This window comes from Nitritalea halalkaliphila LW7 (assembly GCF_000265075.1).
In the GTDB taxonomy this organism is placed as follows: Bacteria; Bacteroidota; Bacteroidia; order Cytophagales; family Cyclobacteriaceae; genus Nitritalea; species Nitritalea halalkaliphila.
Genome location: NZ_AJYA01000033.1, coordinates 1 through 21957 on the forward strand (window position 1 = coordinate 1; position 21957 = coordinate 21957).

15 protein-coding genes and 3 pseudogenes are annotated in these 21957 nt (G+C 49.7%); 3 read left to right on the top strand and 15 right to left on the bottom strand.

Annotated features, from left to right (window positions below; translation table 11 throughout):
* The 12 genes and pseudogenes from A3SI_RS11450 to A3SI_RS11500 all read right to left on the bottom strand — a co-directional run.
* Positions 1–243, bottom strand: a 243-nt coding sequence (locus tag A3SI_RS11450; protein ID WP_009056034.1) for an SUMF1/EgtB/PvdO family nonheme iron enzyme, incomplete at its 3' end; no start/stop codon positions are given.
* Positions 233–1396 (bottom strand): 6-bladed beta-propeller, encoded by a 1164-nt coding sequence (locus A3SI_RS11455; RefSeq protein WP_156810284.1) that lies wholly within the window; start codon positions 1394–1396, stop codon positions 233–235. The genes A3SI_RS11450 and A3SI_RS11455, both read right to left, overlap by 11 nt.
* Positions 1397–1712: 316 nt before the next feature.
* The gene (locus A3SI_RS11460; protein ID WP_009056038.1) at positions 1713–2195 is read right to left on the bottom strand and encodes a DUF4843 domain-containing protein; all 483 of its coding nucleotides are present in this window, start codon (positions 2193–2195) and stop codon (positions 1713–1715) included.
* Positions 2196–2200: 5 nt separating this feature from the next.
* Positions 2201–3610, bottom strand: coding sequence for a RagB/SusD family nutrient uptake outer membrane protein (locus tag A3SI_RS11465; RefSeq protein WP_009056040.1), 1410 nt, complete (start codon positions 3608–3610; stop codon positions 2201–2203).
* Positions 3611–3619: 9 nt separating this feature from the next.
* A complete protein-coding gene (locus A3SI_RS11470) occupies positions 3620–7021 on the bottom strand; it encodes a SusC/RagA family TonB-linked outer membrane protein (protein ID WP_009056042.1) in 3402 nt (1133 codons plus the stop codon).
* Positions 7022–7102: 81 nt separating this feature from the next.
* Complete coding sequence (locus A3SI_RS17595; RefSeq protein ID WP_009056044.1) at positions 7103–8152, bottom strand: FecR family protein; 1050 nt, start codon at positions 8150–8152, stop codon at positions 7103–7105.
* Positions 8153–8248: 96 nt separating this feature from the next.
* Positions 8249–8836 (bottom strand): RNA polymerase sigma factor, encoded by a 588-nt coding sequence (locus A3SI_RS11480; protein WP_009056047.1) that lies wholly within the window; start codon positions 8834–8836, stop codon positions 8249–8251.
* Between the two features lie 348 nt (positions 8837–9184).
* Positions 9185–11490: pseudogene (gene katG / locus A3SI_RS11485) on the bottom strand (catalase/peroxidase HPI).
* Positions 11491–11750: 260 nt separating this feature from the next.
* Complete coding sequence (locus tag A3SI_RS22755; RefSeq protein ID WP_316929179.1) at positions 11751–12299, bottom strand: calcineurin-like phosphoesterase C-terminal domain-containing protein; 549 nt, start codon at positions 12297–12299, stop codon at positions 11751–11753.
* Positions 12260–13351, bottom strand: coding sequence for a metallophosphoesterase N-terminal domain-containing protein (locus A3SI_RS11490; protein ID WP_316929180.1), 1092 nt, complete (start codon positions 13349–13351; stop codon positions 12260–12262). The genes A3SI_RS22755 and A3SI_RS11490 overlap by 40 nt, the downstream gene beginning before the upstream one ends.
* A gap of 128 nt (positions 13352–13479) precedes the next feature.
* Positions 13480–13767, bottom strand: coding sequence for a hypothetical protein (locus A3SI_RS11495; protein ID WP_009056049.1), 288 nt, complete (start codon positions 13765–13767; stop codon positions 13480–13482).
* A 19-nt stretch (positions 13768–13786) separates the two neighbouring features.
* Positions 13787–15505 (bottom strand): helix-hairpin-helix domain-containing protein, encoded by a 1719-nt coding sequence (locus A3SI_RS11500; RefSeq protein ID WP_156810285.1) that lies wholly within the window; start codon positions 15503–15505, stop codon positions 13787–13789.
* A 424-nt stretch (positions 15506–15929) separates the two neighbouring features.
* Between A3SI_RS11500 and A3SI_RS11505 the strand changes: the two genes are divergently transcribed.
* From A3SI_RS11505 to A3SI_RS11515, 3 genes and pseudogenes are all read left to right on the top strand, one after another.
* Positions 15930–17300 (top strand): hypothetical protein, encoded by a 1371-nt coding sequence (locus A3SI_RS11505; RefSeq protein ID WP_009056053.1) that lies wholly within the window; start codon positions 15930–15932, stop codon positions 17298–17300.
* 63 nt (positions 17301–17363) lie between these two features.
* A complete protein-coding gene (pyrR, locus tag A3SI_RS11510) occupies positions 17364–17918 on the top strand; it encodes a bifunctional pyr operon transcriptional regulator/uracil phosphoribosyltransferase PyrR (RefSeq protein WP_040670794.1) in 555 nt (184 codons plus the stop codon).
* A 2-nt stretch (positions 17919–17920) separates the two neighbouring features.
* Positions 17921–18843: pseudogene (locus A3SI_RS11515) on the top strand (aspartate carbamoyltransferase catalytic subunit).
* A 101-nt stretch (positions 18844–18944) separates the two neighbouring features.
* On the opposite strand, the gene A3SI_RS11520 reads toward A3SI_RS11515, so the two are convergent.
* The 3 genes and pseudogenes from A3SI_RS11520 to pruA form a co-directional block, all read right to left on the bottom strand.
* A complete protein-coding gene (locus A3SI_RS11520) occupies positions 18945–19454 on the bottom strand; it encodes a hypothetical protein (protein ID WP_009056061.1) in 510 nt (169 codons plus the stop codon).
* Positions 19455–19492: 38 nt separating this feature from the next.
* Complete coding sequence (locus A3SI_RS11525; protein WP_009056064.1) at positions 19493–20143, bottom strand: 6-bladed beta-propeller; 651 nt, start codon at positions 20141–20143, stop codon at positions 19493–19495.
* A 125-nt stretch (positions 20144–20268) separates the two neighbouring features.
* A pseudogene (gene pruA / locus A3SI_RS23280) lies at positions 20269–21900 on the bottom strand (L-glutamate gamma-semialdehyde dehydrogenase).
* Between the last annotated feature and the right edge of the window lie 57 nt (positions 21901–21957).

The window sequence follows — 21957 nt, forward strand, 5'->3', positions numbered from 1 at the left end:
TTTACCGGGAACGGTCGCCATGATCCCTCCTATACGCTCGGCTACAGTAACATATCCAGTGGCCTCCACGAAAGCATAAAACTCGGCATTCGTCACCTCATACTGGTCCATGTAAAAAGGAGCTATGTCCGCATTACCCGGTACGAGCACCATACCTTTAGGAGCAGCGCTGGGCTGCTGCGCTTTCAGCGCAAAGGTCATAAACCAAAGCAGAAAGAAAGTGATAAATCGCTTAGTTTTCATAGACGCATAAAATAAATTTCCGAGATTGATTCTTGAAACCTGGAACCACAGCTTCCAGTCCGGCCAGCAAGTCCGCCTGCTCCTCCTCATCGATGTATGCCTCAAAAAACTCGTCCTCGAAAAGATTCAGTAGCTTTTTATCATGGATTTCCATGTGGGGAAGAAGGGGAAGCTGTAGGGTACCATCGAATAGACTATTGGCCAACTGAAACTGTTTGCTTTTCTTATCCCACACTCCCCAGCGTGTTTGGGCTCCTGATTTAACCAAAAGCATCAGCTCTACATGCTCCGTTTCTACATAATTATCTGCAAAAACAAGCTCATTTTTATCCAACAACATATCTATAAACTGATTAAAGGATTCACGCTGGTAAAAATTATCCGTAGCGGCTACATCTGGTAAAAACAACTCCTTTTCCAAACTTCCCGCTTGATTAAACTTGTAGATGCGGGGACCAAAAGCTGGGGCCAATACTACCTGTCCAGCCTGTACCGTGAGGGGTTTCTCCCCCGTGATGGAAAACTTCAAGCCCCCAGGAGTGGGCACATGCTCTGCCACTCGCTCTAAATTATCACCTTTTAGAACGGCAAGCAGGGGAGGGCCTTCTGACTGCTCGAACGTGGGGCTCGGAAGTGTATGCATATACAGTAGATCATTTCCTCCATAGGCAATATAATTATAAAAGCTTTGGTCAGGAAAAGCTCTGTCACGTATGAAGGTACCATCGCTACTAAACTCAAAGAGCTTTCTCCCATTAGAACCCAGCACCAAAAGCGTCTGATTGTCTGCATTATAGGCGATATCTTCTACGTCAGGCAGCTCGCCAGGACCATTTCCTCCTATGGGAATGTCCGCCACGAAAGCTCCTGTTTCATCGAATATATAAATCCCTTCCCCAAGCTCCGCATCCAGAATGAAAAACTTACCATCACCAGCCAGAATTTTATCGGCTTGGTAGAGGTCTAAATCCTCAGACACATCCAGCAGCACATAGTGCGCCTTTTTAAAGAAAGGAACCAGATCGAATAGCTCTACTTCCGAGAATTTACCGAATTCCCTCAGCTCCACTGCCCCATCCCCTATCGGTTCTTTCGGGGCACTGCAGGCAAACTGAAACAGCATACCTGTCAATAGAAGTACATAGTGTTTCATACTTGTTAATTGGTTAGTTTACTACACGCAGACTGCTGAGCATCCCGTGGAAGAATGCTCGTAAAATAAATTTCTCAAAAGAAAAAAAAAAGTATCTATAGAGCAAGTATTAAATAAAAAATATTTTAAACTTCCTTATCATGGATCATTTTACATATAGTATGATTTTAAAGGCATAAAAAAATGCTTTTAAAAAGGACGCTTTCTGCGCGAAAAGGCTAGCCTTGGAGTGGCCTAAACCATCTAAGTATAAAAAAAGGCCGCTGAAACAGCGGCCCTTTGAAGTGAAGTATGAAGATTGTTTTACATGTTCACATTAACGACGGATGTCGATACCGATTCGGCGGTTATTTGCGCTCGCACGCACTTCTTCAGTAGGTTGAAGCTCGAAAACCAGACGTACAGCCTGCGTATTCGTTAGCTCAGGGATCTCTACGGTCACAAAGCCAAAAGCCTCTCCGGCAGGAATGCGCACCATGCGTCCCTGTGGAAGATTAAAGTGAACGCCTTCCTGCGCAGTAGTCGCCGACTCCACGATACGCGCCTCGATCTCGATATCTTGGTCATGTAGACCACCGAATAAATTGACACGGTACTGACGCACACCGGCGTTATTACGGAGCGTCCCCACTATAGGAAAATCCAGCCCCGGTGCGGTCGTTCTACCCACAGAGTCATCAAACTCCACGGTCAAGGTAGTAAAAAGAAAACGCTGATCGATATCCTCAAAGCAGCCTGTGAGTAGAAAGCTCATCAGGAAAGCGAACAGGAAAGTAGCTTGTTTTTGTAATGTTTTCATAGCGTTTAGTACCCTCTGTTTTGTTCTAAATTTGGATTAATCTCGATTTCACGGTTTGGAATGTTATTCAAAATGCGGAAATCATTAAACTCGATTACACCGAATTCTTTCACGATATCCCTACCGAGACGCTTCAAGTCGAAGAAGCGATGTCCTTCGAAGCAGAATTCACGTCTTTTCTCGATAAGGATCTCTTCCAGAATCTCGGGACCCGCTAAGCCGCTTAAAGCCTCTAAGCCAGCACGCGTGCGCACACGATTCAACTCTTGCAGTGCCAGGTCGAACTGCCCTAAGTGGTAATGCGCCTCTGCCTTGTTAGTGATCACCTCCGCAAAACGAATAACGGGAACATTATCCAAGTTCGGAACTCCGTTTTTGCTAGCGAACTTATTGGTTTCTCTGAAATTTGTATTCACACCTAAACCTCTTTGAATCAGGTCCTGACGCAGATCATCCGCTGCAAACTGCGCAAACAAATCATCTGTAAAGACCACATTACCATGAGAGGCAGGATTCGGATCATTTAAGAATGTACGTGTCATGAAGGTCGCACGTAGCGATTCATTCGCTCCGATGTTATCCGGAGCCGTGAACACCACCTCAAAGAAAGATTCTGGATGCACCTGTGCTCTCCAGCCCTCTACAGCGTCGGAAGGGAAGGTAGCCGTACCGCTGGAGAAAGCCAGTTCTGCCTGCTGAATTACGCGCTGATAGTCGCCATTATAAAGCGCCACGCGAGAGAATAGGGCTGCCGCCGCTCCTGCCGTCGCAAAGTGAGGGCGACGCGTATTGCCGACAGGCAGTAGGAACCCATAAGCCTGCTCTAAATCATTGTAAATAAAAGTATAAACCTCATCGATACTCGCACGGGCAGGAAGTGTGATCTGATTAACAGAAAGAACACCTGTGGTCAAAAGCGGAACCCCACCCTTATTCACTTCCTCGATAATCGCCGTAGGATCATACGCATACACCCGCATCAAATCGTGATAAATCAAGGCGCGTAAGAAATGCAGCTGCCCACGGATGTTATTCTCGAAATCCACCACAAAAGGCTGACGAATCCAAGCCTCAAAAATCAAATTGATTTGATTGATGCTAAAATAGGCCGCTTGCCAGTTATTCATATGCGCACCTGGATTGTTGTTAAACTGCCCAACAAGGCGGTTACCTGCACCCGTGTTAAAAGCATTATCTGCTAATAACTCTGGAATGGCCAGAAAATCTCTGCCATACATCGTTACCTGACGAAGGCGTGCATAAACGGCATTCGTCGCTGCCGTAATGGCTTCTGGGCTGGTCAGTGCTGTAGCGGAATCTACAGACTGCCGAGGCTCCACATTTAACCATTCCGCACATGAGCTCAGCGTAAACACGAGCCCCAGTATAAAGTAGTTGAATCTATTCTTTTTCATGTCCAAAAATTAAAAGCCAATTTGAATACCTGCCGTGTAAGCGCGTGTCTGAGGAATGGCTCCCTGTGTGGAAGTAAAGTTACCCTCTCCGATGACTAACTCTGGATCGTATCCTCTCCACTTGGTAAAGGTGAGCAAGTTGACGCCCTGTGCATATACACGTGCTGAGCGCAGCTTCATTCTGTTTACCAGTGGACGCGGAAGGTCGTAGGAAGCAGATAACTGACGTAAACGGATAAACGAAGCGTCTTCTAAGAAACGGGAGCTCGCACTCACGTGGGAACGGCCTCCTGGCTCTGTACCTCCATCGAAAGGACGTGGAACAGTAGTGATCTGACCAGGCTCTGTCCAGCGATTCAGGTAAATGCTTTCCAGTGCGTTACGGTTATCCTGTCCATTTCGGAACCAGAAACCCATCTGTCCAGAATTTGACAACTCACGACCATAGTCATACTGGAAGAAAACACTTAGGCTAAAGCCTTTATAGGTAAAGGTATTCGTGAAACCACCAAAGTGTGAACTTAGGCCATTTCCAAAAGTAGCAAAGTCATCTGGCGCGATCGGGTTATAAATGATATCCCCATTTCTATCGAAAAACATCGGACGTCCCGTAGCGGAGTTAACCCCTGCATACTGTGCTAAGAAATTCGTGCGCAGCGGGAAGCCTACACGTACCGACTGATTACCTGGTAACACATCATCTCCGCCTAAGTCTAACACCTCATTGTTAATGAAAGTAATGTTAAAGTTAGTGGACCACTCGAAGTTTCCTTTTCGAAGGTTTACCGTGCGAATCTCTATCTCCAAGCCCTCATTCTTCAGCTGCCCCACATTAGATGTCACATTACTGAAGCCAGAAGTCCAAGGAAGAGGTCTGTCTAATAGCAGGTCATTACTCAAGCGACGGAAAACTTCCACAGCACCAGAAACACGTCCGTTAAAGAAGGCGTAATCCACACCGATATTCGTTGTAATGTTACGCTCCCAAGCCAGTTGGGTATTTTCGATTCCAGAAGGTCGGAAACCTGGCTCTTGATTATAATTTGTAGCCGAATTACTTCCGAATAAACCTAAAGCTTCGAAATTCCCGATATCATCATTACCCGTTTCTCCGTAACCAGCACGTAGCTTTAACTGATCGATCCAGCTTTTATCGTTTAGCCAAGCTTCTTCAGTCAAATTCCATCCTGCCGAAACTGCAGGGAACCAGCCGAAGCGATTGTCTCTACCGAAACGTGAAGAACCATCATAGCGAAGTACCCCGGATAAGAGGAATCGCTTATTATAATCATAATTCACCTGAGAGAATACCCCCATACGTCTGAAACCCGTCCAGTTTCCTGAAGCAGCTGAAATAACAGCAGCCGCCTGCATGGTTCTAAACTGATGCGTGGTAAACCCTTGACCGCTGATAGATGAAAACTCGCGGATATCACTACGGAATTCCCCTCCTAATAACGCATTAAGGTTATGTCCTCCTTCGAACTTGGTATTGTAAGTAAATACCTGGTTGGTGATGAAGTTTACGTTTCGGAAGCTTTGAGTAGTCAGTGAACCTTGATTAGCAAATCCAGAACGCGTTCTAGGATCTGTATATGTTTCACTATCGATGACGCGGAAATCTACCCCATAAAAACTCTTGAAGCTGAGGTTATTGTAGATTTTATACGTCGCATCCACGTTCGCCACGATGGACTGGGTGCGGCTTTGTAGCGTGTTAAGGAGTGTTTCCGAAATAGCATTTCTATCCATAGCACCTGGGAATCCTTGAACAGGAGCATTTAAGCTTCCGTCATCGAGGAAAATCGGTAGCCAAGGAAGCATCATCGGAGAGGAGTACTGCGGCGCAGCAAAGGCTCCCGTAGATCCCGCACTACCCGTGGTACCATTCTGAACGATACTGGCTAAATTGATATCAAAACCAAAGTCTAAACGCTCGTTTTCCTTATGACGAACGCGGAACTTTCCTGTGCTACGCTGGAAATCGATTCCCACCACGTTTCCATCTGCTTGGTTATGAGAACCGGAAATAAAGAAAGTCGTCTTATCGTTACCCCCTCTTGCGCTGAATTCCACATTTTGGGTTCTACCCATCTGAAAAGCCTCACGCTGCCAGTTGAACGTAGGTAATGCCGCTATGTCTGCATCCGAAAAGTTGTCCGGAAAACCCAGCTGTCGCAGCGTGTTGACACGGTTTACTTCTGGCGTACGATTAGGAAAACGGTTCTGAACCGCAGTTAAACGGGCGTCCATAAACTGCTGGCTATTCATCATCCGTACCTCCGGCATGGGCTCCGTAATCCCTGTAAAGAAGTTGAGCGTAAACTCTGTTTTTCCCGCTTTACCCGACTTCGTCGTCACGAGAATTACCCCATTCGCTGCTTGCGCACCATAAATAGACGCTGCAGCACCATCCTTTAACACCTCGATCGACTCGATATCGTTCGGATTTAAAAATGCAAGCGGGTTACTTGCCGTGTTTCCTGCCGTGGTGTTTGTATTCAACTGCACTCCATCGACGATGATAAGTGGCTGTGATCCTGCTGTAATGGAACCTACACCACGAATCTGTATGGACACTGGACCTCCAGGAACCCCGTTGTTCGCCATGATATTCACCCCAGCGACCTGCCCCTGTAGCGCACGATCGAAAGAAGCTACCGGGAAGTTTTCGATCACCTCTCCCTTTACAGAAGACAAAGCACCCGTAATCGAACGCTTATCCTGAACGCCATAGCCCGTCTTCACGAACTCCGCCATCTCAGAAATTTCCTCTAACAAAGAAATCGTAAAAACACTCTGGTTACCTACCGGCTGCTCTAAAGTCTTAAACCCGATAAAGCTCACGAGAAGGACATCTCCCTGATTCACGCGAAGACTAAATTTACCATCTAAATCCGTCGTAGTCCCGCGCGTGGTCCCTTTTACTAAAACACTGGCGCCAGGAATCGCTTCGCCTCTGTCATCCACCACCGTTCCAGAAATAGTTCGCTCCTGAACAGCCCGCGTAAGCTTCGCCGCATCCGATTGAGCTACCACATCCTCACCTGCCTTGATGATGATCTGACGCCCATCCACCTCATAACTAAAGTTATACGCCTTAGCCGCTTTTCCTAAAACTTCTAAAGCATCTTGCTTATCTAAGGAAAAATCAATAGCTTGACCTGCTAACTTTTCCACTACCTTATCGTTATAAACGATGAGATAGTTACTGTTACGCTGAATCTCCTCGAATAGAGAGATCAGGTCCCTGTCTTTACGCTGAACACGCATTTCGGCCTTATTTTCAGCGGCCTGAGCTCCTGTCGGAGCAAAGTGGAAACCTTGTGCCATAAATACGGCTGCGAGCACCCACGATTTCGTGGAGCTACGCCGTACCTGCACCATTTCCTTCAAGTAATGGTTTAACATGTGACGCTTACATTATAGTTGAACTTGCTTAAGGGCGGGAGGGGTTGTTGCAGCAGCCTCTCCCTTTATTATTTTTATCACTCAAGCCCTGTAAATCAAGACTTTTCGTGTACCGATACGTTTATAATTGAGGTCCGAGGCTGCCGTCACAAAATGTAAGACTTCCTCGATATCCTGCCGTAAATCCAAACGCCCACTGATCGTCTCCAGCGCCAAATTAGGCTCACTAAATTGAATTTCTACATTGTAGTAGCGCTTGAGATCCTTACTCAGGCGTGTAAAATTCGTCTTGCGGTACATCATGTACCCATCTTTCCACGAGAGATAGGGCGCGGTATCCACAGATTTAACCCGTAACTCCGTTTCTCCCTTTTGGTGAACAGCTAACTGGGAAGGGTTGAGCGTTAGACTTTCTACCTCTCCGCGTCGAGCCTTTGCCGCTAGGCGAACACTTCCATGCACTAATACCGTCGTATTTCGCTGCTCGTCCGGGTAGGCGCGCACATTAAAAGCAGTACCCAAAACATCTACAGCGGTGTCCTCCATTTCCACTCGAAAGGGCCGTGATGCGTCGGCAACCACCTCAAAAAAGGCCTCACCACTTAAATACACCTTACGCTGCCCCTCCTCAAAATGGCTCGGATATACCAAGCGAGAACCCGCATTTAACCAAACTTTAGAGCCATCGGCCAACTTCACCGTGGCACGACGCCCATAAGGAACGGTCAAGACGTGGTTTTGCGCCTTTCCTAAAGGTTTGGCCTCCTCTGCTGAGCCCTCGGCTGCATCCCCCGAAAAGTCGAAGTACTTCTCACGCTCTTCGAAGGTCAACTGCTCCTCTTGTCCGAGATCTAATGCGATAAATTCTTGATCTCCAACCTCTTCCTGTAAGGTCGCCCAGAAGCGCTCTTCCTCTAAATCTTCTACCAGATGCACGTAGAGAACGGCCACTGCCGCTAACAAGGCCACAAACACGGCAGCCCACTTCAGGAAAAGTCGGCGATATTCACGCTGCCGTTCCCGTCTCACGCTACGTGCGATTTCTTCCCACAGCTGCTCGCGGCGCCCTTCGGCGATGCGCGGCTCAGAAGAAAAAAAGCCCCTCCATATATCTTTCCAATGCTGTCCCAAAAGAACACAGGTTATTGTTAATTGATAAGAAAGAGAATTTGGCCTCTTTCACTTTATAGAGAAGCCTACAGGGGAAATATAGACGCGAAAAGTAAATTATTTTTCAAAATAAAAATCGAAGCCCTTTGCCACCACTACATCCTGCAGGTTATCACGCAGTTGCTTCACCGCACGGTACAGCAGCGTGCGGCAGGTGGCGACATTTAACCCCATCAGCGCAGCGATCTGATCATAAGTAAAGTCATTCTTAAACCGCAGGTACAGCACCTCCATTTGCCGATCCGGAAGCTTGGAAATCTCCTGAAAAATCTTTTTGCGGACACGCTCATTTTCTTCCACTTCCTCAAAGAGCGAGAAAAATTCCTCTCGAGAAGGAAAAGCCGGCGGAAAGGAATCTACCTGAAAGCGGAGCTGCCGTGCCTTTTTATCTGCCGCGGCGATTAATTTGCGCTTCAGCGCAAACATCAAGTAATAGGTCGGCTCCTCGACATCGGAAAGATTATGGCGATACTTATACAAATCTAAAAATAAGTCGTGAATGGCATCCTCCACATCCACAGCCTCCATGCCTAAGCGCAGGCCATAGTCGTGCAGTCCCACTACATGGGCATCATAGAAATAACGGATTGCCGCGCTATTTCCCTCTTTTAACTTTCTCCAGTGTCTTCGCTCCTCTATGCTCACAATTAGAAACGGTAGTAAATGCTTATCCTTGCTTGGGGGGGGGTGAAAACGGTAATTCTCACCTAATGTGCACGAAATATGAAATAGAAAAAATCAAAAAGCAAACACTTTTCGATAAAAAGACAAGGTTTGTTTTTAATGTACAAAATCGAACAATTCATTTTCAAAGATAAAATAGTATATTCTTTGAATTATCTCATTTGAGCCAATAAAATAAACGGTAGATGGGCCTCTATGCCCATAATAACCAAATATTCGTTTAAAAAAATAAGCCTGCCCCTAAAAATGGAGCAGGCCTATCCTTTATTTCAGTGGTTTTCAGAACATTTTCTGTTTTCCCTACCGATCTTATTCCTTTTCTGTGGAGCTCATGTAGATCTGAGGTGCCTGATGCGTGATGTCAAAACGGTCTAACATCATCACTTTCGTCCAAGCACGTACGAAATCATTCACAAATTTCTTGTGGTTTTTCTCCGTACCATATACTTCCGCTAGTGCGCGCAGCTCAGAGTTAGAACCGAAGATAAGGTCAGCACGCGTAGCTGTCCACTTCACCTCACCTGTTTTGCGGTCACGCCCTTCGAAAATCTCTTGGTCTTCGTCGATCGCCTTCCACTCGTAGCGCATGTCTAGTAAGTTGACGAAGAAGTCATTCGTCAGCTGACCTTCACGATCGGTAAAGACACCATGCTTAGAGCCGTCATAGTTCGCACCTAGGGCACGCATCCCCCCCACCAGAACAGTCATTTCAGGAGCAGTAAGCGTAAGCAACTGTGCCTTGTCCACCAATAACTCCTCAGTAGAAAGCGTGTACTTCGTCTTCAGGTAGTTACGGAAGCTATCGGCCATCGGCTCGAGCAAGTTATACGAATCTACGTCCGTCTGCGCTAAAGAAGCATCACCACGACCCGGCACGAAAGGTACATTTACCTCCACACCCGCTTTTTTCGCAGCATCTTCTACTGCCACATTACCCGCCAGCACGATAAGGTCTGCCATAGACACCTTGCGCGTATTGGATTTAGCATTGAAATCTTGCTGAACTTTCTCTAAAGCGGTAAGAATGCGCTTCATCTCTTTTGGATTATTCGCCTCCCAGTTCATGAATGGCTCCAGACGAATGCGCGCACCATTTGCACCCCCTCTTCTATCCGAACCACGGAAAGTAGAAGCAGAAGCCCAAGCGACATGCACCATATCCGTGTTAGAAAGACCGGAAGCACGAAGCGCTGCCTTCAAATTATCGATATCCTGCGCGTTTACCATACCATAATCCGGTAGTGGAATAGGATCTTGCCAGATTAACTCCTCCTCAGGAACCTCAGGACCCAAGTAAGCAGTGCGCGGCCCCATGTCGCGGTGAGTCAACTTAAACCAAGCGCGAGCAAAAGCATCGTTAAAGGCATCTGGATCTTCTAAGAAACGCATACCGATTTCTCTGTAAATAGGATCCTCCTTCAAGGCGATGTCAGTAGTAAACATGTACGGAGGATGTTTTTTCTCCGCATCGAATGCATCTGGAATGATCATTTCAGGATTCTTTGGAACCCAGCGATGACCTCCCGCAGGATTGTCCGTTTTCTCCCACTCATAGGCGAATAGGAAAGTCAAGTAATCATGATTCCACTTCGTAGGCGTAGACGTCCACGTAACCTCTAAACCGGAGGTAAAAGTATCTGGACCTTTTCCAGTACCATTGGAATTTTTCCAACCGAAACCTTGCTCCTCGATACTAGCTGCTTCAGGCTCCTTGCCGATTTTATCGACATCACCCATACCGTGTGACTTCCCTAAGGTGTGTCCACCCGCGATAAGCGCTAGGGTTTCCTCATCATTCATCCCCATGCGGCCGAAAGTCTCTCGAATATCACGCGCAGAAGCGATAGGATCTCCATTTCCTCCCGGTCCCTCAGGGTTCACATAAATTAAACCCATCTGAACCGCTGCCAGAGGATTTTCTAACTCACGGTCTCCTGTGTAGCGCACATTATCAGCTAAAAACTCCGCCTCAGAACCCAGTACACATCGGTCTCAGGCTCGAAAACATCCTCCCGACCCCCTGCGAATCCGAAGGTTTTGAATCCGGACGACTCTAAGGCCACATTACCCGCTAAAATCATCAAATCCGCCCAAGAAATGCTGTCTCCATACTTCTGCTTGATCGGCCAAAGCAACCTTCTGGCCTTATCCAAGTTAGCATTATCCGGCCAACTATTTAACGGTGCGAAACGTAGCTGTCCCGAACGGGAACCTCCACGGCCATCACCCGTACGGTACGTTCCCGCACTGTGCCAGGCCATACGAATCATCAAACCAGCATAGCTACCGAAATCTGCCGGCCACCAGTCCTGAGAATCCGTCATCAATACCAAAAGATCCTTCTTGACGGCATCATAATCTAGCGTATTGAATGCCTCAATGTAGTTGTAGTTCGGATCCATCGGCGTAGACATCGCCGAATTCTGACGTAAAATCTGCAGATTTAACTGATTCGGCCACCAGTCATCCTTACCCGCTTTTCGGGTAGCAGCCCGCATGGTGGCACCCGACCAGCCATCGACCTCTTCGCCCTTGTACTCCTTTTTCCCCTCCTGAGCCTGAACGAGGAGCGGACTAGTAGCTAACAAGGCAGCCATCATTAAGATTCTCTTCATATTTATCTGATTATTTAGTGTAATTGCTTACTTACCGAACGCTAAATTAAACCCATGGTTCATATAGAGGAAATCGATAATTTCTATATTTGATAGATTTTCTCTATAAAGTAGGCGAAAAAACCCTACATGCCCGTACTTCTCTATTTGCTAACTATACTGAAAAATAAAAGTTTGCGCAGCCCCGGAATGAAAAAAGCGCATACCTCCTTCTGGAAGCATGCGCTCATAAACTTTGCCTTCGGGCCAAAATTCTTTCCTTAACGCTGCATCGCCTCAGCAGCCCCTACCACACGAAATGTGCGCGTCGCCTGATGCTTCTGCCCATAGCTATCTGTGGCCTCCACCTCTAAGGTATGGGTGCCCGCAGGCAGGTCCGTCGGCACATTTGCCGTCCACAGGTGATCGGTCAGCACTGGATTCGAGGGGCGGCGGCCTGTCAGCACCTCATCGGCCACATCCCAAGCGAAGGTCTTCAGGAAATACGTGGGGTCCACCGACTCAATCTGGCGCATGGGCTGCCACTTGCCCCCATTGATGCGGTAGCGCAGGCTGTTGTCCGCCGCTCCCACGAAAAAATTAGCGATAAACTGGGCGCTGGTACGCTTGCCCGCCTCGATCACCTTCGGTGCAAAAACCTCCATCTGGTACTCCGCCGGCTGGCCTGCCGCCTTATAACGCGTCCTGTAGTCCGTGCCCGAAATCTGTAAAAACAAGTAACCATTTGGGCTACCATCACGCATCGTGGCATCCGGTAGACCTGCTTCGGTCATCGTGCCCTTATACCAGTCGCCAGAAGGCGTGCCCACATTAAAATGATGATGTGCCTTATCCTTAGCGAAGCCATCCGCGCGGCCCAGTACGTCTGCTTCATATAATGCGTATGGGCAGAAAAAGAAACCGAGTTCTCAAATGGCGACAACAGGCGCAGCAGGGTCTCCCGATCTGCATCCCGGAAGCTATCCCCATTCTCCTCGAAAATCGGAATGTGCATGAAGACGACCACGAGGCGATCCTTTGGCACGAGTGCCAAATTATTTTCTAGCCAGGTCAACTGGTCCTCACGCATTCCCCCCCAGTAGCCCTTTCCGTCGCGCGGGTCTGGGTACAAAATATTTTCTAAGACGATAAAGTGCGCATCGCCCTCATTAAAGGCATAGGTAGCCGGCCCAAAAGTAGCTGTAAAGGTCTCATCGCTAAGGGCATCCTCCTCAACATCGAAATTCATGTCGTGGTTACCCATCACGCTAAACCAAGGCAGACCCACCTGCCCGATCGTTTTCGCATAGTGAGGAAAAAGGTCCAGCTTGTCCCCCACGATATCCCCCAGCGATACCCCGAAAGGCATCTCTTTCAGGTTCGGAATCTGCATCACTTCCTGCACGACGCCTCGGTTAAAATACTCCAGTTCTTCGAGGCTGTACGGCTGCGGATCACCGAATACGAGGGCGGTAAAATCAGTCTTTTTGGCTCCGGGGAGCAAAGGGAAGTCCACACTTTTCGGTAGCGGGCCTGTAGGCGCAGACCCTGAATAGGTCAGACCTTCCGGAGAGCCTTCTGGCTTATGGATGTAATAAAACTGCGGCAGGTTGTTTTCATTTACAGGCAGCGAGAAGTCCGCAGGCTTGACCACAAAAACGGTTTGGCCCGCCTGGATGGGCAGGGAGTAGCGGCCCTCAGCATCGGTAAGCACGACCTCTACGCCATTGGAGACCGCCACATCGGCGATCCCTTTTTCACGGCGCTCTTTTTTTCCATTACCATTCAGGTCTTCGAAGACCAGGCCCGTGACGCGCTCTTGGGCGAAGAGGCTGAAGCTCATGCCTACCCCGAGGAGTAGGAAACAAAATTTTTTCATCATAATAGGGTTTTTAGCTCTCTGTGACCGATAAAAACGACTGTTGTATCACAGAAAAGCCCAAAAATAAGCCCTAGTACCCGCTTCACCCATTATCTAAATGTTAAGCTATTAAGAAGAATCCCCCCTCCCTACATCACCAAGATAAAAAACAACAGGGAGACGCCGAGCACTAAAATCATCTGCTTGGCTTTCTCCTGACTCTCCGCGCTGACTTTGCGCTTACGCATCGTCATCACCGCGATGCTCAAGCCGAAAAGCTGTAAGAACGTGCCCACACCGAAAAATACACCCATCGGAAGGGCCACCAGCCCCAAGGTGACGTTCACCAAAGCCAATAAACTCACGCTGATGCCACTCAGCCCAAAAAGAAAGGAGCGCCGCAACAGCTCCTTCTCGTCTTTCGTATTCCACTTCATATCTTTCCTAACACAAAAGCTACTGCTTCCGTTTCTTCTTTTTTCGTTCTTCAAAATACCGCGCTAACTCCTCCTGCGACCACGCATTCAAGGTCATCTCCGGATGCAAGCCGCCCTTTTGGCCCACCAGCACCCCGAAACGCATGTCCGCATAGCCCTCCTTTGTATGTGCATCCGGATTAATGGCCAGCCGCACCCCCTTCGAAAGCGCATAGTGCACCCAGCGCCAGTCTAAATCCAGCCGCCAAGGATTCGCATTGATCTCGATGGCCACCTCCTCCTCAGCACATGCGTCGATAACCGCACGGTGATCGATCGGATACGCGGCACGCCGCAAAAGTAAGCGCCCCGTAGGATGCCCCAGTATCGTCGTATAAGGATTTTTAATCGCCCGAATCAAACGCTCCGTCGCCTTCTGCCGATCCATGGAAAGACCCGAATGAATCGAGCTCACCACGAAATCAAAACCTGCCAGCACCTCATCTGGATAATCCAAACTCCCATCCGGTAATATATCACTCTCTATCCCCTTAAATATCCGAAAAGGCGCCATCTCCTCATTTAAGGCCTCTATTTCGCGCCACTGCTGCTCCACCTCCTCGATGGAAAGACCGCCTGCATAACTGGCCGCTCGGCTATGATCGGAAATCCCTAAGTAGGTCAGCCCCAGCTGCCGCGCCGCCTCCGCCATCTCCCGAAGCGTGTGCTGCCCGTCACTGTACGTACTGTGATTATGCAGGGTCCCCACTAAATCCTTCTCCTCCAGCAGCGCCTTCGGGTCCTCCGCCCAAGTGAACTCCATCAGCCCCTCCCGCAGCGGCGCCGGTATAAAAGGCAGCCCCACATGCGCATAAAAGGCCTCCTCACTCTCCCAGGACCCCTCCTGGAACCACTGCGCCAGCGGCTTCTCTTTTATGGAATGCAGTAAATGGGCCTTTGCGCTACCGCGCAAAAACCACTGCCGCTCCCAATCTGGCTCCGAACAAGCGTACACCGCCACCTGCAGCCCCTCCTGCTCCCAAGTCCCCCGAAAGGTAAAGGGGCTACTCCGCCGCTCATCAGCCTGCAGGCCAAAAGCCTCCAACCGCTCGCCAAACTGCGCCATAAAGCGCGGCGCATGCTCCACCGCCACCAGCAGCTCTAGCTCCTCGATAATCTCCATCGCCCGACGAAAAGCTCCCGTAGGCGCTACCCGAAGCACCCCCTCCAGCGCCTCCATATCCGCTACCAGCCGTGCTACCGCCTGCTCGATATCCGCATAGAGCCGCTTGCCCGCCTGCTCCTCACGGAAGGCCAAAGCCTCCAAAATGCTTTCCTGCGTCTTTTTACCGAATCCCTTCAGCGCGGCCACCTGCCCCGAACGACAGGCTTCCATCAACTCATGCGTGGAGCTAATGCCCAGCTCCTTCCAGAGCGCCTGCACCTTTTTGGGCCCCAGGCCCTTCAGCTCCAGCACCTCCAGCAGTCCTTCAGGCGTTTTCTCTAAAAACTCGCCTAAAATGGCATGCTGCCCCGTCTGAGCTAAAGTAGCAATCACCTCCGCGAGGCTCTTACCGATGCCCGGGATCTCACGGAGCTCGGCCTCCGAAAGCTGCGAAGCGTCCTGCTCCATCCCCCGCTCCAGCGTGTTGACCGCCTTCTGGTAACTACCTATTTTAAAACTATTCTCCCCATGCAGCTCCATTAATTTGATGAGCAACTTCAGGGTTTTGGTGATTTCTTTATGTCCTAATTTCATGAAAATCGAAGGATCTAAACGTGTACAAGGGCCCCTGAGCGCAGGAAGTCCAATCTTTAGGACAAAAGTGCAGAAATATTGTTTTAAAATAAAATCAAAGGCCTTACCTTTAAACAGAAGAAAGAAACCCCGCGTTTCCACTTCAAACCGCCGCTTCCACAGCAAAAAAGCCGCCTGCTATGCAAAAAATCTACTATTTTTTATTGTTCATCACCCTCTGGCTAGGGCTTACCGGCTCCAGCAAAGGGCAGCTGGACATCTTAGCCCGGATCGAACAGGAGGTCAAACCGAACGAAAATCCCTATCTCTTCATTCCCATGCCCTCTGGCCTCATCGGCTTCCGTGAGTATAACCCGCGCCCTTTACTACCGAGCAGGCACTGGAATACTTCGTCACCGACCGCCTGCTGGAACGTGACACCCTCGTGCGCATCCCACTACCGAAAAACCACAACCTACTCGGCTTCGATATCGACAGCCGCCAGCTCTACCTCCTCTTCCAAAAAGGAGATTTCAGCATGGCGCGCTATATGTTGCGCATCGACCTGGCCAGCCATACCTGGGAAGAGTATCCACTGGAAAACCTCTACGAGATGGAAATGCGCGAGTTTTTTGCCTTTGGCGGCAAAGTCATGTTCATGGGCATGGCCGACCTCCGTCCGGTGATTCAGCTCTTCGACCCAGAAGATGCCAGCCTCATCACGGTGCAAGGCATCTATGCGAAGGAAACCCAAATCGTCCACCTGAGAAAAGACCCCGAACTGGATATGGTGGACATCCTACTAAGCAATAGAGACCGCCGGAAAAGAAAAACCTGGAACCTGCTCTCCATCGATGCCGACGGTAACCGCTTGCGAGAAGTCCGAATCTCTGGGCCTGATGACCCAGACCTGGAGCTAATCGACGGAAACATCGGCTCCATACGGAATTACCAGCAGGCGATCATCGGGCCTTACGGCAAAAGACGCACAGAGGCCTACCGTGGCCTGGCGAAAGTGAATATCAATGAGTTCGGCGAGTACACGATCAGCTACCTGAATATCGAGGATATGCCGGAATTTTACAATTACCTAAAGCCCGCCGCCCGCAACACCCGACTCCGGAGCTTGGACCGACAAGTAGCTAAAGATAAACTGCCCACCATCCGCTCCGTTTACACCACCCGTGAAATTCAGGAACTCGGTGACGTGACACTCATCTATGCCGAAAACTTTAATGCTAACTATTCCCGTTTTGTCGCGCGCGACGGTGCCTACGCGAACCATATGTTCATGTCGCGACCTTACTTTGGGGCTATGCCCCTCCCCATGCACTATGGCGGCTACCGGCAGTTCGGCTCCCCGAATGTCTCTCAGTATAAATACAATGCGGCACATTWTATCCTCATCGACTCTGAAGATAATATCCTCTGGAACAACAGCATAGACCTTAAAAACAYCCTCAGCCTAAATGCCAATCGCTTCGGTGAGGTGGCCTTCGATGGGGAGCGCCTGTACTTCGTTTACGTGCAGGACGATGACCTGATCGCCAGTTATATGGAGAATGGCGAGTGGATCGCGCAGGACATTAAAATCGAGCTGGAGCATCCTGAAGAAGGGGTAAAAATCCAGCGTACGCGGGAGGAAACGCTGCGGCTCAACTGGTGGTATGAGGATGTTTTTTTACTCAGCGGGGTGCAAAGTGTGCGCCGACCAGATGAAAATGGACGCGATAAAACGACGGACATGTACTTTATCAGCACGATTCGCCTGCAGGCGGATGCCCTGGAAACAAAAATGATGGCCAATGAACGCTGATTTCGTGGCTGCTCCTCCCGCCTGCCTGAAAAATATCTGTATATTTGTGTGACCATCTACAGCATGCAGAAACGACTTATCCTACATGAAAAGCGCTTGGCGCTCACCTTGAAGCGGTTTTGTTACCAGCTCATCGAAAATCATGACGACTTCGAAAATACGGTACTTTTAGGTTTACAGCCACGCGGAGTGGTCGTTTTAGACCGTTTGGTGCAGGATTTAGAGGCGATCACGGGGAAAATTATTCCGAATGGTCGGCTGGATGCTACCTTTCACCGCGACGACTTCCGCAGACGAGACCTTCCGCTACTCGCGAATGAAACGAAAATAGATTTCCTCCTAGAGGGAAAAAATGTCGTGCTCATCGATGATGTGCTGTATAAAGGCCGCTCCGTACGTGCGGCCATGGATGCCATGATCGCCTTTGGCCGCCCGCGCAAGGTGGAGCTCATGGTGCTGATCGACCGCATGTACAGCCGCGATTACCCCATTCGACCCGACTACTATGGCATGCAGGTGAATACGCTGGCCACAGAATATGTCCATGTACAGTGGAAAGGAAGTAGCCCCGACAGCATAGAAGATGGTATTTGGATCACAGAAAAAGGCAATAACTAACCATGTCCCAGCTCAGCACGCGCCACCTCCTCGGCATCAAAGGCCTTACCGAAGCCGATATCCAACTCATCTTCGAAACAGCCACCAACTTTAAGGAGGTCATCAATAGGCCCATTAAAAAAGTCCCTTCCCTGCGCGATATCACCATCGCAAATATCTTTTTTGAGAACTCCACCCGTACCAAGCTCAGTTTTGAGCTGGCGGAAAAAAGACTCTCTGCAGATGTTTTGAATTTTTCCTCTAGCAATAGCTCCGTAAAAAAAGGAGAAACGCTCATCGATACCGTAAATAATATTTTGTCCATGAAAGTGGATATGGTGGTCATGCGGCACAGCAGCCCCGGCGCCCCCCATTTTCTCAGCAAGCATATCGGAGCGAACATCGTGAACGCTGGCGATGGCACCCACGAGCACCCCACCCAAGCCCTCCTGGACGCCTTCTCCATCCGCGAGAATTCGGCGAGGTGGCCGGTAAAAAAGTGGCCATCATCGGCGATATCCTCCACTCCCGCGTGGCCCTCTCGAATATCTTTTGCTTGCGCAAATTAGGCGCCGAAGTCATGGTCTGCGGCCCCGCCACACTCCTGCCCACCTACATCCGCAGCCTCGACGTGCAGGTCAGCCATGATGTGGACCAAGCTCTCGCCTGGTGTGACGTAGCAAACGTTTTGCGCATTCAGCTCGAGCGCCAGCAAATCAAATATTTCCCTTCCCTCCGCGAATACGCGCAGTTTTTCGGAGTAGACAAGGCGCGTCTAGCTAAGCTAGATAAGGAAATCGTCATCATGCACCCTGGGCCGATTAACCGAGGCGTGGAACTCCACAGCGATGTAGCCGACAGCGAACAGGCCATCATCCTCCAGCAGGTGGAAAATGGAGTAGCGGTCCGCATGGCCGTCCTCTATCTGCTGGCAGCCCGTGGATAAGCGGCCCGGACAAGCATAATAAAAGCGAGAAGGGCTGCGGTAAATTCTGCAGCCCCTCTCGCTTGTTTACTTTTATGGTATACGTACCGAAAGAAACGTCCTTACCGCACCTTCACCTTAAAAAGCATTAAAATCGGATCTTCCTCATCCAGTAAAGCTGCCTGAGCAGCCTCGAAAGCCTCCAGATGCTCCCCTTTCAACCCACCTTTGCGCTCCAGCAGCCCCACACCAGCGGGCGACAAAAGCTCCGAAAAGGCATCCTTCGCCGTATTCTTCCGCTCGATATCCCCTACAAAATCCACTACCGTGTACTTCATGTCCGGATAACGGATAAATAAATTGTAAATCGGCGCCGTGCTCAGGTCCTCCATGTCCATGTCGGGATTTTTCTTCAAACCGAAAACCATCAGCTGCATCATATCTCCCGCCGCCGCGATCGTCCCGACATTAAACGAATATTTCTGCTGCATAATCAACTCATCTACACCCTCATAATCGGATTTCGCCGACTCTGGCATGGGATTATCCCCTAACTTTAGGTGTACGATCGGCCGCACCTGATCTTCCCCATCCAGTACATATAAGGTATCCAGCCCGCCGGCATTTAACACATACAAATCCTCCCGAAGCTTCGCCGCATAGGTCTCCCCTAAAGAAAAGGCAATAGGGGCGCCTTTACAGGCAAAGGAATCAGGGTGTCCAGCTTCATGTCCCGAATCACAAAAGCCGTGAAATAAGTGCCTGGATCTCCCTGATTTTCCAACTCCATATCCTGTCCCAAGAGGTAGCGCTCATTCCCTAAATCCACCATGCTAGGAACGTACATGGAGCGATCCATTAGGTTTAACTCATCCACAAAACTACCATCCGCTAATCGGTAGCGCAGACGCTTGGTCAAAGAAGGGAAAACGTGCACATACTCACCCTCGATGGCTAAACTTTCTACGCGACTATACTCCCCAGGGCCATCGCCCTTCTTATCAAAATGCAGCAAGAAGGCTCCCTGCCTGTCAAAAATGTACACCCCGGAATTCCCCGCAAAGTCCACCTTTGCCACCGCAATATGCGTATCGCCTACCGCATAAACGGGATTACCCATCGTAAAGCTCAGCGGCTTATCCTCGGGCACCTGGAGCGCAATAAACTCCACCTCCTCCAGCGCATCCCCCAGGGAAACGATGTCTGCAGCCTGTACATGCAGGTGCGTGAGTTCGGAGGTGCCTTCAGAAGCGCCTCCACAGGACCATAGACTCGCCATTAAAAGGGCGGCCCCCATAAAAACCGTATTTTTTTTCATCATGTGCGTGAATTATAGGATAATAATACGACAAAGCGCTGTAAAAAACAAAAAGTGATTGCTAACTCAGCAGCAATCACTTTTCATCTAAAATAAAGCCTATCTCGCGAAAAGGGGCTCTTTGGACGTTAGTCCTCCCCTAAAAAAGGATAGCGATAATCCACAGGTGGCACGAAAGTCTCTTTAATGGTGCGCGGAGACACCCAGCGCAGTAGGTTGAGCATGGAGCCCGCCTTGTCATTCGTTCCACTGGCACGGCTACCGCCAAAAGGCTGCTGCCCTACCACGGCACCAGTCGGCTTGTCATTGATATAGAAATTTCCGGCGGCATTCTTAAGCACCTGGGTGGCCAGCTCGATGGCGTAGCGATCCTGAGAGAAGACCGCACCCGTAAGTGCATAAGGGGAAGTCTGGTCTACCAGCTCTAAGGTGGTTTCGAAGTGCTCCTCATGATACACATAGATGGTCAACACAGGCCGAAAATTTCCTCCTGCATGGTGCGATACATCGGATCGGTGGTCACGAACACGGTAGGGGCGATAAAATAACCTTTCGACTTATCGTAAGTGCCTCCCGCGATCAGCTCCACACCATCGGCAGCCTTGGCCTCCTCGATGTAGGCAGCGATCTTATCGAAGGCCTTCTCGTCGATTACAGCATTAATAAAATTGGTGAAATCTTCTGTACCGCCCATTTTCATGCTCGCCAGGTCCTCTAATAGGTACTGCTTGACCTCCGGCCAGATATTGGACGGGATGTAAGCACGTGAGGCGGCGGAGCATTTTTGGCCCTGAAACTCGAATGCCCCGCGGGAAAGCCCTACAGCTACGGCTTTCGGGTTGGCGGATTTGTGCGCCAGCACAAAGTCTTTTCCTCCTGTTTCTCCTACGATACGTGGATAAGACTTATAGACGTGAATATGCTCCCCGATCGTTTTCCAAATATGCTGAAAAACGCCTGTAGACCCCGTAAAGTGGATTCCTGCGAAGTCAGGATGCTTGAAAATAATATCGCCTGCGGTAGGTCCATCGACGTAGATGAGGTTGATCACCCCATCAGGCACGCCTGCCTCCTGGAACACTTCCATCAGCACTTGGGCAGAATAAATCTGCGTATAGGCAGGCTTCCACACGATGGTATTTCCCATCATGGCAGGGCAGCGGGAAGTTTCCGGCGATGGCGGTAAAGTTAAAGGGCGTGAGGGCAAAGATAAAGCCCTCCAGTGGGCGCTGCTCCACACGGTTCCAAACGCCATTTCCAGAGACAGGTGGCTGCTGCGCATAGATTTCTGTCATGTACTTGACATTAAAGCGCAGGAAGTCGATAAACTCACAAGCGGAGTCAATCTCTGCCTGATAGGCGTTTTTAGACTGCCCCAGCATGGTGGCAGCATTCATTTTGGCCCGGTAGGGCCCCGCTAGCAAGTCAGCAGCCTTTAAAAAGATGGCGGCACGCTGCTCCCACTGCATGTTTTCCCAGGCATACTTGGCGCCTAAAGCAGCGGCGATGGCCTGCTCCACATGGCTGGCATCCCCTTCATGGAAGTGCCCCAAGATGTGCTGATGATCATGGGGAGGGCTGAGGGGCCGCTTGCGATCCGTGCGCACCTCCTCGGAGCCGATATACATGGGGATGTCCACCTGCTTAGCGCGGAGCTGACGTAACATCGCTTGCAATTCTTTTCGTTCTGCCGAACCGGGCGCATAGGCCTTTACGGGCTCATTTACCGGTTCCGGCACGTTAAAAAAACCTTTTAACATAGCCTATTTGAGTTTAATTTTCTGTCAAACAAAGATACTAATTTCCAGCGCCCAACC

Excerpts from the sequence above, each read along its gene's own strand:
- A3SI_RS11455 (WP_156810284.1), bottom strand. The coding sequence starts at position 1,396 with ATGAAACACTATGTACTTCTATTGACAGGTATGCTGTTTCAGTTTGCC.
- A3SI_RS11460 (WP_009056038.1), bottom strand. The coding sequence starts at position 2,195 with ATGAAAACATTACAAAAACAAGCTACTTTCCTGTTCGCTTTCCTGATG.
- A3SI_RS11465 (WP_009056040.1), bottom strand. The coding sequence starts at position 3,610 with ATGAAAAAGAATAGATTCAACTACTTTATACTGGGGCTCGTGTTTACG.
- A3SI_RS11470 (WP_009056042.1), bottom strand. The coding sequence starts at position 7,021 with ATGTTAAACCATTACTTGAAGGAAATGGTGCAGGTACGGCGTAGCTCC.
- A3SI_RS11490 (WP_316929180.1), bottom strand. The coding sequence starts at position 13,351 with ATGATGAAAAAATTTTGTTTCCTACTCCTCGGGGTAGGCATGAGCTTC.
- A3SI_RS11495 (WP_009056049.1), bottom strand. The coding sequence starts at position 13,767 with ATGAAGTGGAATACGAAAGACGAGAAGGAGCTGTTGCGGCGCTCCTTT.
- A3SI_RS11500 (WP_156810285.1), bottom strand. The coding sequence starts at position 15,505 with ATGAAATTAGGACATAAAGAAATCACCAAAACCCTGAAGTTGCTCATC.
- pyrR (WP_040670794.1), top strand. The coding sequence starts at position 17,364 with ATGCAGAAACGACTTATCCTACATGAAAAGCGCTTGGCGCTCACCTTG.
- A3SI_RS11525 (WP_009056064.1), bottom strand. The coding sequence starts at position 20,143 with ATGATGAAAAAAAATACGGTTTTTATGGGGGCCGCCCTTTTAATGGCG.